The organism is Candidatus Hydrogenedentota bacterium (assembly GCA_035450225.1).
In the GTDB taxonomy this organism is placed as follows: domain Bacteria; phylum Hydrogenedentota; class Hydrogenedentia; order Hydrogenedentales; family SLHB01; genus DSVR01.
Window position 1 is genome coordinate 1 of sequence record DAOTMJ010000016.1, and the last position, 14772, is coordinate 14772.

A 14772-nucleotide genomic window follows, 5' to 3' on the forward strand; every position below is an offset into this window, starting at 1 on the left:
CCGACTCAATTTGACATGACCCGCCCCAATCGCTTCCTTAGCCGGGGATTACGGTGGTGTGCCATCTGTTGCCGAAGGATTTGCGCGAGGAGGCGGGTGCAACGGTGCGGCATGCGACGGCGCTGTTGACGGATTTCGATCAGCGCGGCGGGGTGTCGGACGGGCTGGCCGAGTCGCTGCCGAAGGGACGGATTGACTATTCGCGGCAGCAGGCGCACATCCAGATCGTTCTAAACGCGATGCGGAAACGGAAGATCTGCACGGTGGTCTATCACGCGGTGTCGCGGCACGCGACGAAGGAGTACCGGGTCGGACCGCTGCGGTTTGTGGGTTATCGCGACGCGTTGTATCTGAAATGCCAGTTGATCCCGAAGCCGGGCCAGGAACCGTACAAGGAACCGATGGTTCTCGCGGTGCATCGCATCGAGTCGGTAACGATGACGAACGAGACATTCAAACCGCCCGAAGGCGAGCACGAATCCGCGCCGGAGGTGTTCGGGTTCATCGTGAAGCAGCCGTTTCCGGTGCGTATTCGGTTTTCGCCCGACGTGGCGGAGTACGTGTCCGAGCGGACGTGGAGCGCGGACCAGAAGATTACGCGGCGCGCCGACGGGAGCGTGGAACTGAGGTTGTCGGCGGGCAACGAACTGGAACTCTTTGCATGGGTGCTGAGTTTCGGCGCGCACGCGGAACTGCTCGAACCGGCCGACACGCGGGACCGCCTGAAAGAAACCTTGTCGCTCATGACCGCCCGTTATGACCCTCCGGCAACGACAAAGAACTGAGGAGTCACGGAGCATGGCCGCCGAATGCGCGATATTGATCCACGGATTGGGACGGCGGAAGAGTTCCATGCATCCGATAGAAGACGCCTTGAAGCTCCAAGGCTTCAACGTCGTGAACTGGGACTACTTGAGCACGCGGCAGACGATCGAGGAGTCCGCCCAGGCGCTGCACGAGTGTTATCTGCTGAATGAGAAACTCAACGCAAGGATCCACTTCGTGACGCACAGCCTGGGCGGGATCGTGGTGCGAAGCATGATAAAGAGCCACGACACGCCGAAACTGGGCCGGATTGCGATGATCGCGCCGCCGAACCAGGGGTCGGCCGTGGCGAGGATGCTCCTTGACGACACGCCGCTGAAATGGCTGTTCGGACCGGCGGGACAGGAACTCATGTCGAAGGGGCGCCTCGATGCGATATGCGCGATTCCCCGCGCGGATACGCTGATTATTGCCGGCACGAAATCATTCGATTGGAAAAATCCCACGTCGTGGGTTAGCCGGGGCCGGTTGGCATTGCCCAACGACGGGACCGTTTCCGTGGCGGAAACGCGGCTTCCGGGGTTGGACAGTCCCTTGGAGGTCTATGACTCGCACACATTCATTACGCGGAATCCGTGTGTCGTGGACACAGTCGTGGCGTTTCTGACCGGTTCGCAAACAGGCGGCGCTCCGAAAAAGACCGGCGCGAAGGGTCCGGCGGGCTCTCCTGAGTGGGAAGACGCAATTCCTTCTGCCGCGAAAATGGGCGGGATGCCCAATCTGAGCATGCCGACGCTGGGCGGACGGTTCTGGTGGGCCGATCTGGTCGTCTTCAAGGGATGGCGCGTCCAGCGCAACGTGCTGACGCGGACTTGCCGGCTGTTGGATCCCGGCAATGTCCGCCGGGCATGGGGAAGCAAACGGGACGTGCTCAAGTCGTTCCATGCCCTTATCGAAGGCAAGGAATGACGCCCCGCGCTTTGTGCCGTACCTGTGCGAACAGATCGTGGGAGAACAATCCGTCAACGATGCCTTGCATGTGGCGCCGGCCGCGGCGATCCATCGCGGAAAGCGCGAAAAAGCCGTCAATCGCCCGATTCGTAGTGGACCCAGGTTTTCGACAGGCGGATTTGCAGCACGGTCAAGGCCAGCACGATGCCGAACAGGACCCATGCCATGGCGGACGCGTAGCCCATCTTCAGATAACGGAAAGCGTGGTTGAACAGGTTGTACGCGTAGAACAACGTCGAATCCACCGGTCCGCCCTGCGTCATCACATAGGCCTGCGTGAAGATTTGGAATGTTCCGATGAGTCCCATGATCAGATTGAACAAAATATAGGGACTCAGCATGGGGAGGGTGATATTCCAAAAACAACGCAGCGGTCCCGCGCCGTCCATGCGGGCCGCCTCGTACAAATGCGCGGGAATGCCCTTCAATCCGGCGAGCCACACGATCATGCCCCCGCCCGCGCCCCACAATCCCATGACGATCAGGCCGGGCTTCGCCCAGTGCTGATTCTGCAGCCATGCCGGTCCCGCGATGCCGAATTGGGCCAGCAGGGCGTTCAGGATTCCCTCGTGTGGATTGAAAATCCAAATCCAGAGTATGGACGCGGCAACAGCGGGCATAATCGCGGGAAGGTAGAAGAAGGTGCGGTACACCGCCATGCCCTTGATTTCGTGATTGAGCAACATGGCGATGGCGAGGCTCAGGCCCATGCCGAGCGGGATGCCCAAGGTCATGTACAGCGTGTTCCACAGCGATTTGTAGAACAGGGGATCGTGGAAGGCCATGTCGGCGTAATTTTTGAGCCCCACGAATTTCGGCGGCGTGAACACGTCGTATTGGCAGAAACTCATGAGCAGCGAAAACAGGATCGGTCCGCCGCCGAATACGGCGAAGCCGATGAACCACGGCGCCGCAAACAGATAGCCCGCGTGGTATTCGCGGCGAAAATACCCGCGCGCGCGAATCGATCGCCCGAAATGCCAGTACATCAACACGCCGGCGAATACGAGCAGGACAATGTACGCGACGACGACCGGCCTCCAGGAAAGGACCGGATACGGCGGCGGATTGAATATGTTGTCCAATTCGGCCTGAACGACTTTCGCGCCGCTTTCAAGGGCAAGCCGGGCGTTGCGCCGCAGATCGTTGGGGTCGAAACGCTTGTACAATCCGTTCTCCATCGCGCGGACGTGCTCGTTCCACAACAGTTGGCTTGCAGGCGTGCGCGGGCGGTACTTCGCAATGGGAAGCGTTTCGACGGCGACGCGCTGGGCGTCCTTGAATCGCTGTTCGATGGTGGCGTCGCTGTAGACATAATGTTCGGCGGCCCATAGATTGATGTCGGGACGGCCGCACAAATAAGGAACATATACCGTCCCGCTGGCGCGGGCGAATTGGCGTTGCGCGTCGGCCCGGATCTGAAACGCCCGTTTCGACGCCATGAACTTGATGAATTCCCATGCCTCGACGGGATGCTTGGCGCCTTTCGGAATTACCCACGACCAGCCGCCCGACCAGCCCATGCGCGGCTTGCCTTCCGGCGCGGGCGGCAGCGTAACGCCGAAACGCAGATCGCGGCGGGACGAGGCGATGTATCCGATAAACGGTTCGCAGTCAATTTTCATTGCGACCTTGCCCGACATGAACGGGTCCATGCCGGTGCTGGGCAGCGAGGTTTCGAAGGCGCTGACCGCCTCGATTCCGCCCATCAGGTCGTAGAGTTCCGTCATGAAGACGAGCGCGTCCACGATCTCCGGGGCATCGAGCGTGCAGGTGCGGCCGTCCGGACTGATGAATTCGCCGCCGTTCAGCCAGCCGTAGAGATAGAGCCATGCGTTGCCGTAATTGGGGATGAAGCCGACCTGGCTCAACCGGCCCTGCGCATCGAATTGCGTGAGAATGGAAACGCATTTTTTTAGTTGTTCCCAAGTCTGCGGCGGGCCAGGTCTGGACGGATCGCCGGGCGCGACGCATCCGGCGGCCTTGAGCGCCCCGGCATACTTGTCCAAGATATCCTGGTTGTAGTAGAGGATGCGGTTGTCCGCCGTCGCGGTGATGGCATAGACCTGGCCGTCATACTCGGACTCGTCCCAGCATGCGCGATAAAACAGGTCCTTGCGCAAGGTCAACGGGTCGCTCGGACGCTCGGCCAAATCGCGATCCAGGTAGGGTTGCAAGGATTCGAGCGCACCCATCTGCACCCAAGCGATGACGGCGAATCGCGGGAACCAGACCACATCGGGCGGATCGCCTCCCGTAATCGAGCAGAGGAGCCGCTGCGGATCCCCCGTCCGATCCAGCGATGCCGTCTGGCCCATAATCACCCGAATCGGCGTGCCGCCGTCCGAACCATTGTGACGCTGCTCGAATTCCTGGATCAGGTCCAGCGCCAGGACATCGTTGTCCGTGCCCCAGTAATACAAAGTCACCGGTTCGACGGCATGGGCCGCACAGGCCGCCGCCATGAACGCCACAACAAAGACGATTGTCTTCAAAAATGAAACTCCCAAGCCGGCGGACAGCATACCATGTTCGTTCCGTTCCGTCATCCGCCACAGGCAGGCCAAAATCGGCCGGGATTCAGTGAAAAGCGGCCGGTCGCCTACCGGTCTGATGTGCGTTCGCCCCGCGTTTTGGATAACCGGACCAACAGCCAGAGAAAAGCATGGACGCAGCTCCCCCTCAGGCGCCTTGCAAGGAGCAGCGCCATCGCGGCGGGGAACGAGGCCGGCATAGGAAGCAAAACGCGGTTTGGAAGCAGGCAGGCGGCCTTGCACGGGCGCGCCGCCCCGGCCATGGCCATCAGCCGGGGACTGTCAAACAGCACGATCAGCAGGTCGAACCGTTCGCGCCGTAGACGCCGAATCCATTGCAACAACGGCCACGGATTGCGTAGCGTGTAATGAGCCTCGCCGGCCTGGATAACGTCCCGCGCCAAAGTTCGTTCCGAATCGTTCAACGGGTATCCCTGTGGGACAATGGCGCACAGGCGGGCGTCCGGTTCGGTCGCGGCCATGGCTTCAAGCGCCGATTCCAGCGATCGGCCCGGACTCCAATACACGGCTATGCGGCGCGCTTTGTTCATGAAGCCAACCGCTCCAAAATGCGCGGGTAATGCCTCGCGACAATGCGCGGCCAATCGTACTCCGATTCGGCGCGGACACGTCCCGCCGCGCCCATCCTTGTCCGCAAGGCCGCATCGTCGAAAAGCCGGCCCATGCATTCGGCCAGCCCCGCATCGTCTTCCCGGTCGAAAAGAAAACCGGTCTCGCCATCCACGACAATGTCCTGAAGCCCCCCGACTCGGCTTGCGCAAACCGGACGCCCCGCAGCCATGGCTTCCGCCGCGGCCATGCCGAACGGTTCGTCCCACGCCGACGGGACAATGCAGATATCGGCCCGGCCGTAAAGATCCCGCAGGGCTTCGGGCGCCAGCCAGCCGGTCGCCTTGAACCCCGGCGGCGCATCGGGCCAGTCCGGGCGCGTGACCCAAACCTCGAAGTCGTCGCGATGCCGTCTCAGGCGAACCGCCGCGCGCATGAGGCAGCCCAGGCCTTTGACCGGATCTTCGACGCGGCCGGTCATCAACGCCACCATCGGACGGTTTTCAGGCTTGTTGCATACCGTATATTTTCCCACCTCCACGCCGCCGGGAACGACAAACACGTTTTCGTTGAATCCACCGAAGAGGCGCCGGGTCATTTCGTTGTAGACGACAACGGCCCGGCAGTTTCGCAAGGCGGCGGCGAGCCGCGCATGATAACCGGGCATAAACGCGCGCGCGGCCCAGTAGTCGCGCCCCCATGCGAGGAAACGCCACGACCTGATTTCCGGCGCAAGCGACTTCAGGGCGCACCGGCGGCATATGTCAGGCGTGCGCAGATAGTCGTAGGGGCATGGAGCGCCGTCCTTGAAGCGTCGCAAATCGCGCGGGCAAAACGGTTCGTACGCATAGAAACGCGCGATGGACGGATAATGGGCCAACGCCTCCATCACATACGGTTTCAAGAAATACCCGAAGGTGAAAAACACCGCGTCGGGGCGCCAGGCGTCCACCGCCTCGCGAAACCGCGCCGGAACGCGTTTCCGGTTCATGGCGGCCTCGTCGAAATCCAGCCGGGTCGCGGGAAAAGGCAGAGCGGCCGGTTCAAAGCCGGTTCGTTCGCGCGATTCAACGTGGCGCGCCGCGAACAAATGCACGTCGTGTCCGAGCGCCTGAATGCCCGCGCAGGTATGGAATACGTCCGCATCGGCCCCGCCCTGCGGCGGCCATGAAAAAAGCAAGTCTACAAATGCGATGCGCATGGGTGCATTTCAACACATCTGCGCCGCGAAACACAACGAAAAAAACAGGCAAAACGTGTACGAAAACGACGTGCGACAGGCTGTCCAGCTCATTTCTCTTTCCGATGGAATTATTCGTCGAGGACAACGAGATCCAATCCCGTCATTCGTGCGAAGCATTCGAGTTCGGGCATGACGTCGCCGTGAACGGTTCCCCAATGCTGAATCAGCCCCCGCTGCACGATTCGTTCGAACAGCCGCTCCACGCGGCCCGAAATGCGCACAAGCATGTGGGCGTAACCGTCCATCAGACGCGGGCCGCCCTCCTCGACGCCGCGAAACGCCGTCGCTTTGAGGTTGCCGCATTCCGGCGTAAGGTTGAAGAATGTCATGGGGCCGGGCTTGGCGCGGTAGGAAAGCCACGCGCCCGCCGGTTGCGACGGATCGAATTCGAGATCGCGCGTCACCATGAACGTCGCGGGATCCCCGAAGGCGGGTTCGCCGTAACCAGGATGGCCCATGAGAATCGCGCCGGCGTCGCGATCGATCGTGAAGAACTCGTTGAACATGCCCGGACGATTCGCGAGACGGCTTGCAATCAATGCTGACAGAATTCCAGGCACGTCGGCTTCCATGCCCACGATACAACCGAATTCGCCCAATTTCGGATGGGCAAGGTGCGGGCGAAATCCAAAACGACGGTAAAATTCGGGATGGAAATCCTCGATGGCGATACCGGACAGGCCGTTTTCTTCGGTTAGTCGCACCATGGCCAGCGCGTGCCGCGCGGAAGCGCGGAGTTCGTCGTCCGTCACGCCCGTAATGGGACACAACGCGCGCAGATACGCCTCGTATTCGTCCACGTCGTTGTCGGATATGCCGTCCACGAGACGCGCATATTCTTCGACCGAAACGTGCAGCAGTTCGACGCCGAAACGTTCGAGCAAATGAAACGCGTCGGCCCATGTGGACATCACCATCTGGCAGGGCGCCGGCAGTACGGCAATCCGTGTGCCGCGCAGTCCGCTGCGAACCGCGGCGGCGGCGGCAAACGCATGGATGCGGCGCAGGGTACGCGGGTCTTTTTCGCTTCCGAAGACGCTTTCGTAAGCCCAGCCAAAGCGGCGGAAGATGTTCGAGCATTGCTGGACGCTCACCGGGCCGCTTGCGCGCAGCCATTCTTCGATGTGGTAGTGCGGCAGGAGACGTCCATACGGATCGTGGGCCCACAGCATCACCGGCACGCGGCGGGCTTCCTGGATGAAGGCGACGACAGGCCGGTCGTTCGTCCAAATGATCGGACAGAACAGGATTGCGTCGAGATCCTGGGCATTGAAAAACCGTGCCGCCGCGATCGTTTCCTCGACAGTGTGCAACAGATCCGTCGCGACCACATCGGCTGTTTCGGAAAGCGCGGCAGCGGCGGCGCGGCAATCCCGGCGGACGAGGTCCAGGAACCCGGCATACGGGCCTTCCTTGGCGTCGCAGACACCCGCGTCCCACCACGAATCGCCTGCCAGAAACAAAAGGCCTATTTTGGGCTTTTTCATGCCGCGACAGCCTCAATTGGGGTCCGGCGCCTAGACTCCGGCGTTCAAGACCTGAGACACGGTATCGCGCAGCATCTTGGGCGAAATCGGCTTGCTGAGCACGGCGGCAACCGGCAGATCTTTCGGATCGAAGATTTGATCCGACTCGTTCAGAATGGACGAAAGAAGAATGATGGGGATTGTCCCGGCCAGTGCGTCCGCCACGCGATACCCCGAATCCAAACGCTCCATGATGATGTCGAGAATGATCAGGTCCGGGTTTTCCGTCCGGGCCATTTCCAAGCCGGTTTCACCGCTGTCTGCGGTAATGACATTGTATCCCGCGCCCCCCAGTACCGTCGTGCAGAAAAAACGGATATCGGGATCGTCGTCAACTACGAGGATGGTCTTGCATTCCGCCATGGCGCTTCACTCCCCGGGAAAAAACCCGTCATAAATCCGGGGTGATTATGTCACAGGGGCAAGACAGGCCGCAAACCCGGCGGCCGCGGACCGAAACGACAACGGCCGCCCAAACGCTTCCCGCGTTCCGGCGGCCGTTGTGAAATTCATTGGTGGGCGACCACAGGCTCGAACTGTGGACCTCCGCCGTGTGAAGACGGCGCTCTAACCACCTGAGCTAGTCGCCCAATGCCCAAAATGCTAACACAAGGGCGCAATAACGGTCAAATGCCTCGATGCGGCAGGCGCGGATCTTGCTTTCACGGGCGGCGGCATAGTCTAATGACGCCCGTGCGTTGGGAACGGCGGAGGAATACTCATTATGCCGGCTACGGGTGAGCCATGGCCGCACGGCGCGGCTGGTTATGTGATCGATTGCGCGCGGCACGTCATCGAAACGTTCGGGGCGCGCGATCCGGGCAGCGAGGGCGAACGCCACGCGCAGGAATTTGTCCGGGATGAACTGATCGCCTGCGCCGACGAGGTTCGCATCGAGCCATTTTGCGTGTCGCCGAAGGCGCTCATGGGATTTCTGCCGGTGTCGGGCCTCCTGTTTCTCGTGGGCATTTTCGCATACGAGTCGTTTCCGTTAGCCGCCAACGCCGCCTGCGTGCTGGGTGTGGGGATTGTCGCCTTGCAATTCAGGCGATACTGGCGCGTGCTCGATCCCTTTTTCCCAAAACGCACCTCGCACAATGTGTACGCGGTCCGGCGCGCCTCGGACGATTGCCGGCGGCGGATCATTCTGGGCGGCCATGCCGACGCGGCCTATGAATGGCGCTACAACCTCATGGGACGCGGCGTCCTGTTGGGCGTCATTTATTGGACCATCGCCGGCGTTTGTTTTGTGTCGCTCCTCAATTTCCTGCACCTCTTGCAACCCGTGGCGCCGTGGTTGTCCTTCCCCGGCTGGCATGGTTTGGAATGGGCGCGATTCGCGTTCGCGCCGGCCTGTGTTCTGGCCATTTTCTATTCGCGTTTCTCCGTCGTGGCGCCCGGCGCGAACGACAATCTGACCGGCACGTTCGCGGCCGTTGCCGTGCTCAGGCATCTGCATGCCATGAACGTCCGTTTCGACCACACGGAAGTCTGCTGCCTGGTGACCGGCTCCGAAGAGGCCGGCCTGCGCGGCGCCAAGGCGTTCGCCGCGGCGCACAATCGGGAGTTGAAGGAAATCCCCACGGCCTTTCTCGCGCTGGACACCTTCCACGACACGGAACACTTCATGGTATACACAGGCGATCTCAACGGCACGGTGCGCAACGACGCGGCCTTCAGCGCGCTGGTGCAGGAGGCGGGAAAAGACTGCGGTTTCGACCTTCCCGCCGGGACAATCCGCATCGGCGCCACGGATGCGGCGGCCTTCACGCAGGCCGGCATCGCGGCGACGGCGCTGGTCGCGATGGACCCGTCGCCGCCAAGGTACTACCACACACGCCTCGATCATTGGGACAACATGGATCCGGAATGCATCCGGCGCAGTTTGGCCGTCGCGCTGGCCGCGGTCGAACGATACGACCGGGCTCCCGTTTGAAGGGAATTGCCACAAGCGCGATCAATCGTTTTCGGCGCCGCGTTTCAGTCCCAACCGCCGCCAGAGCCGCGCATGGGCGATATCGTCGAAAAGCGAATAGGCCACGGGCGTCGCCAAGAGCGTCAACAGCAGCGACAGCGACTGGCCGCCGATGACGACGCTGCTGATGGTACGGTTGGCCGCCGCGCCGGTCCCGCTCGAAATCAGCAGCGGAAGCATGCCGGACACAAACGCCACCGTCGTCATTAAAATGGGGCGCAAGCGGTCTTTATTTGCGAGCATGATGGCTTTGTGGCGGTCCATGCCTTCGGCGCGCAACTGGTTCGTGTGATCGATCTGAAGGATCGAGTTCTTTTTCACAACGGCGAACAGGACCAGGATGCCGAGGATAGACAGGATGTTCAGCGATTGGTTGAAAATAAACAGGGAGGCCAGCGCGAAGGGAAACGTCAGCGGCAAGGCGAGCAGGATCGTGATCGGATGAAGCCACGACTCGAACTGCGCCGCCAGCACCAGGTAGATGAAGATGAACGCCATGATGAACACCATGATGAACGCCGAGAAGGCGCGGCCCAGTTCCTTCGACTGCCCCGAAAGCTCGGTCTTGTATTCGGGCGGCATGTGGAGATCCGCCACGATGGCGTTGAGCGCGTCAATGATGCCCTGCTGCGACGCGCCCGGGCCGAGATTGCCGTAGATGGTCACTTCGCGCATGCGGTTCAGCCGGTTGATCTGCGAGGGACCGGTGCCTTCCTCGAACCGCACGACGTCGCCGAGCGGCACGGCGCCTCGCGTGAGCGACGGGACCGTGACCAGCGCCAGTTCGTCGAGGCTGTTGCGGTAGGCCGCGCCCGCCCGCAAAAACACCTCGTATTGTTCCCCGCCCTCGTTGTAGGTCGAAACGTTGTCGCCGGCCACCAGCAGCCGCAGGGTTTGCGCGATGTTCGCCACCGACACGCCGAGATCCGCCGCCTTCTCGCGATCCACGATGACGCCGTATTGCGGTTTCCCCACGATAAGATTCGAATCAATGTCAACGGCGCCGGGCACTTCCTTGAGTTTTTCCATGACGGTTTGGCCGTAGGCCGCCAACTGTTTCATGTCCGGCCCGGCAATGACATACTGGATCGTCTGGTAACGTCCGCCGCCGGAGATGGCCGCCACGGGTTCAACGCTGACCCGCAGGTTTTCGGCGGCATACCGGGGCAGGAGATTGTTCCGAAGGTAGTCCATGAAGGCCATTTGGGAGAACTTGCGCAGGTGCATATCCGCAAGACGGACGTAAATCGTACCGAGATTCGGCGTGCGCTGTTCGGTGTCGGCCGTACTGGCCACGGTATAGTTGACGCCCTCGAGCCGGCGGATGTCGCGCGCGATTCGGCCCATCAATACCTGGGTGGCTTCAAGCGAAGTGCCTTCCGGCGTCCGGACCGTCAGTTGGAATTCCGACTGATCCTCGTCCGCCATGAAGTTCTTGCGCAAATGCGTGAGTTGATAGGGAACCGTCGCGAGCAGCGCAATGCAAATCAGCACGACCAGCCAGCGGTGATGCAGGCAGAAATTCAGCAATCCGAGGTAGCCGCTTTCGATGGCATGGTAGAATCCGCGGCTCTTCGATTTCGGGGCGTGTTCCGCGTCCGAATTACCGTTGTCCGGGCGTCGCAGCCAGCGCGACGCCAGCATGGGCGTCAAGGAGAAACTGACGATCATGCTGATGACGATCGCCGACGCCATCGTGATGCCAAACGACACCATAAAGCGTCCGATGATGCCTTCCATGAAGGCGATCGGCAGGAACACGGCCACCAGCGACAGCGTGATAGACAGCACCGCCATGCCGATTTCACGGGTCGCGGCCTTGGCCGCCTCGATTGGAGAGCATCCCTTTTCCTCGATATAGCGGAAGATGTTTTCAAGCACGACCACCGCGTCGTCAATCACGATGCCCACGGACAACGTCAGCGCCAGCAGCGACAGCACGTTCAGGGTAAACCCCATATAGTACATGACCGCAAAGGTGCTGACGATGGACGTCGGAATCGCCAGCGCGCTAATCACGGTCGTCCGTGCATTGGCCAGGAATATCAGCACCACCACCGCGGCCAGAATGCTGCCGATGACCAAATGCTCTTTCACGGTGTTCACCGAACTTTCGATGAAGACCGACTGGTCGCGCACAATCTGCACCTCGTATCCCTTGGGAATCGTCTTCAAAAGGGTATCGAGCCGTTCCTTGACGTTGCGGATCACTTCGACCGTATTCGTGCCCGATTGCTTCCGCACATTGAGCAGCACCGCCGGAGTGTCGTTCAATTGGGCAAGGCTTTTCGGTTCTTCGGAACCGTCCTCGACCACGCCCAGATCGTTGATGCGGACCACGCGTCCCGCGATGTTGACCACGGGAATATTGCCCAAATCCTCGACGGCATTGACCCGGCCCAGCGTGCGCAACGTCAATTCCTTTGCGCCTTCTTTCACGGTCCCGCCGGGCACCTGGATATTCTGCGTCTGCAATGCCACCGCCACATTCGATATGGTCAATCCGTATGCGCGCAGTTTCGCGGGTTCGAGCCGGACATGGATTTGACGCTTTTGTCCCCCGATCAGCGAGGCTTGGCCGACGCCCGCCACCGATTCGAGTTGCCGCCGAAGCACCTTGTCGCCGTATTCCGTGAGTTCCCGGATGGGAAACGGTCCGCTCAGCGCCAGCGTAAGCACGGGCGACGCATCCGGATCCATCTTTTCGACCGTGGGCTGTTCGAGGTCCTTCGGCAGATCCGGCAAGACACGGTTGAGTTTGTCGCGCACTTCCTGCGACGCCACATCAATGTCTTTTTCAAGGTCAAATACGACGATGATCTGCGATACGCCTTCGGCGGAAATGGATCGAAGTTCGTCTATGCCGCTGACGGTATTGACGGCCTCCTCGATTTTTTCGGCGACTTCGGTCTCCATTTCCTCCGGCGCGGCGCCGGGCAGAATGGCGGTGATGGTAATGATGGGGAAATCCACTTTCGGGAACCAGTCCACGCCCAGTTTCGAGTAGCCGAAAACGCCAAACACGACGAGGACAAGGATCAGAACGGTCGCGAAGACCGGGCGGCGCACGCAAATCTCGGCCAGTTTATGCATTACTGAACGGCGTCCCCGTCTTTGACCTTGTCCGGCTCGGCAATCACCCTATCCCCTTCGGCAAGGCCCGTCACTATCCGCACGCGCCCTTCCCGGGTTTCGCCGGTGGATACGACCTGCGCAAGCGCTTTTCCGTCGCGCACGACAAAGACCCGGGCCACGTCGTTTTCGCGCACGACGGCCGATTCCGGCACGAAGCAGTCCTTGCGCTTTTCAGGCAGCACCAGTTCGGCCGTGACGAAAAAGCCCGGGCGTAGAACGTGATCGGGATTGGGCACGAGGGCCTCCACCGACATGGACCGTGTCATGTTTTCCACACTCGGACTGACGTAGCGCACCTCGCCGGTGAAAATCCGGCCGGGAAAACTGTCCACCTGAAACCGGACCGCGCCGCCGGGCTGCACATGCGCGATGTCCTGCTGAGGCACCATGAGCAACAAGCGCAACGGATCCACTTTTACCATCGAGGCGACATTGGCCCCCGCCCCCATCGGATTGGTCGAAACGCGCTCGCCTTTCGACACGTACCGTTGCGTCACCCAGCCTGTAAAGGGCGCCTCGATCGTCGTGTCGTCCAGAATCTTTTCGAGCGTCTTGAGTTTGGTGCAGGCGGTCTTATAACTTTGGTAAAGTTGCCGCGCTTGGTACAGCGCCTGCTGATGGCGTTGCCGGGCCGATTCGTATTCGGTGTTGGACTGGTCGTATTGGGCCTTCGATACGGCGCCCTGTTCGAACAATTTCGTGATGCGATCGTTGTTTACCGCCGCAAGATCGAGTGCCGCCTTCGCCATCTGCACGCCCGGCTGGTTCTCCACGTTGTATCCCTTGCTGTCGCGGTTCTCGTCCCATCCCAGCGCCGCCTTCAATTCCTCGATGCCGGCCCGAGCCTCGCGAAGACCGTTCTCAACATCGGTCGGATCCACCTTCACTAGCACGGCCCCCTTCTCGACAAGGCTGCCGCGCTCGACATAGACCTCCTCGACGATCCCGTTGGCGGTGCTCGCCACCTCGGCCTTTTCATCCGCCGTCAATGTCCCTGTAATCCGCAACACATTGTCCGCCTCGACGATTTCGACCGGCACGATCGCAATCGGCGCCTTGGCCTCGCCGCTGTCCGGTCCCGGTGTTTTTTCCATGCCCAGTTCCGCTTTTTCAGCCGACAATCCAAACAACAACGCGCCGCTTTCCGAACCCGCCAGCGTGGATCGCACGAAAACCGCGCCGGCGCCAAGCGCCGCAAGGGCAACCAGCGCGATCAATACTCTGTGTCTCATACCCGCGTTACTCCTTATCCGTCGCCGACGCCGCATAACTGCGTATGGCATTCAGGGAAAACCGGGCAATGCGTCCGGCCAATGCATCCAGCGACGCCGCATCAAACCGAAGTTCCGGATTCATCCGGACGACGACTTCTTTCGCGTGGTGGTAAATCACGCACTGGCCCAGCACGCTTACGGTGAGAAACTCCGCATCCTCGGGATTCGCTTTCGCGCCAAGCAATTCATTGATAATTGCGAATAACGTGTTGTGAATGGGACGCACCAGATGTTCGATCACCAACTCGATTGCCGGTGTGGGATCCGACAACTCGTGCGAAAGCAATTTCCCATGCCAAGCCGGATTTTCGGAACTCAGCGTGGCCATGAGAAACGAGCCGATGAATTGCCGCAGGCGAACATCCGGAGGAGTTCCGGGCGTCCCGGCCAGACTTTGCAAAAAAGTTTCATCGGCATCAATGGCATGAAGAATCACCGCTTGGTAAAGTTGTTCTTTTCCCCCGAAATGATAATTGATTGCCGCCACGTTGGCCCCGGCACGATGGCAAATATCCTGGACTTTTGCATGTCTAAACCCATACTCGGCAAAGACTTCTCCAGCCGCTTCCAGCAGCCGGGCCTTGGTTTCATTGCCGGTAAGGTAATGACTCATCTCTAAATCGCTTTCAAAATAAAGTTTTCAAATAGCAATTTGAAAATACTATATCATTTTCATGACTTTTTGTCAAGTCAAAAAGTGTGGTATAAAGTGTGGTATAATCAGAATAACTTCCCGCGG

At 60.4% G+C, this 14772-nt stretch carries 11 protein-coding genes, 1 tRNA gene and 1 pseudogene; 3 read left to right on the forward strand and 10 right to left on the reverse strand.

Going from position 1 to position 14772, the window contains the following annotated elements; translation table 11 throughout:
* The first annotated feature begins 56 nt into the window (after positions 1–56).
* Together P5540_10360 and P5540_10365 are read left to right on the forward strand one after the other, a co-directional pair.
* Positions 57–785, forward strand: a complete 729-nt coding sequence (locus P5540_10360; protein ID HRT65218.1) for a WYL domain-containing protein — start codon at positions 57–59, stop codon at positions 783–785.
* 67 nt (positions 786–852) lie between these two features.
* Positions 853–1734, forward strand: a complete 882-nt coding sequence (locus P5540_10365; GenBank protein ID HRT65219.1) for a hypothetical protein — start codon at positions 853–855, stop codon at positions 1732–1734.
* A gap of 116 nt (positions 1735–1850) precedes the next feature.
* On the opposite strand, the gene P5540_10370 is transcribed toward P5540_10365, so the two are convergent.
* The 7 genes and pseudogenes from P5540_10370 to P5540_10400 form a co-directional block, all read right to left on the reverse strand.
* Positions 1851–2765, reverse strand: a complete 915-nt coding sequence (locus P5540_10370) for a sugar ABC transporter permease (protein ID HRT65220.1) — start codon at positions 2763–2765, stop codon at positions 1851–1853.
* Between the two features lie 432 nt (positions 2766–3197).
* Positions 3198–4094 (reverse strand): annotated as a pseudogene (locus P5540_10375) (extracellular solute-binding protein).
* A gap of 284 nt (positions 4095–4378) precedes the next feature.
* Positions 4379–4861, reverse strand: coding sequence for a hypothetical protein (locus P5540_10380; GenBank protein HRT65221.1), 483 nt, complete (start codon positions 4859–4861; stop codon positions 4379–4381).
* Positions 4858–6081: a glycosyltransferase family 4 protein gene (locus P5540_10385; protein ID HRT65222.1), complete on the reverse strand. Its 1224-nt coding sequence runs from the start codon at positions 6079–6081 to the stop codon at positions 4858–4860. Before P5540_10385 ends, P5540_10380 begins: the two co-directional genes overlap by 4 nt.
* A gap of 110 nt (positions 6082–6191) precedes the next feature.
* Positions 6192–7610 carry a hypothetical protein gene (locus P5540_10390; GenBank protein HRT65223.1) on the reverse strand — a complete coding sequence of 473 codons (1419 nt, stop codon included), beginning with the start codon at positions 7608–7610 and terminating at the stop codon, positions 6192–6194.
* Between the two features lie 30 nt (positions 7611–7640).
* Positions 7641–8012: a response regulator gene (locus tag P5540_10395; protein ID HRT65224.1), complete on the reverse strand. Its 372-nt coding sequence runs from the start codon at positions 8010–8012 to the stop codon at positions 7641–7643.
* Between the two features lie 150 nt (positions 8013–8162).
* Positions 8163–8239, reverse strand: a tRNA-Val gene (locus P5540_10400).
* 134 nt (positions 8240–8373) lie between these two features.
* Between P5540_10400 and P5540_10405 the strand changes: the two genes are divergently transcribed.
* Positions 8374–9585, forward strand: a complete 1212-nt coding sequence (locus tag P5540_10405; protein HRT65225.1) for a M20/M25/M40 family metallo-hydrolase — start codon at positions 8374–8376, stop codon at positions 9583–9585.
* A 21-nt stretch (positions 9586–9606) separates the two neighbouring features.
* Here the strand turns inward: P5540_10405 and P5540_10410 are convergent, their stop codons facing one another.
* The 3 genes from P5540_10410 to P5540_10420 are packed head-to-tail and all read right to left on the reverse strand — an operon-like array spanning position 9607 to position 14646.
* Positions 9607–12717, reverse strand: coding sequence for an efflux RND transporter permease subunit (locus P5540_10410; GenBank protein HRT65226.1), 3111 nt, complete (start codon positions 12715–12717; stop codon positions 9607–9609).
* A complete protein-coding gene (locus P5540_10415; GenBank protein HRT65227.1) occupies positions 12717–13991 on the reverse strand; it encodes an efflux RND transporter periplasmic adaptor subunit in 1275 nt (424 codons plus the stop codon). The genes P5540_10410 and P5540_10415 overlap by 1 nt, the downstream gene beginning before the upstream one ends.
* A 7-nt stretch (positions 13992–13998) precedes the next feature.
* A complete protein-coding gene (locus P5540_10420; GenBank protein ID HRT65228.1) occupies positions 13999–14646 on the reverse strand; it encodes a CerR family C-terminal domain-containing protein in 648 nt (215 codons plus the stop codon).
* Positions 14647–14772 lie beyond the last annotated feature (126 nt).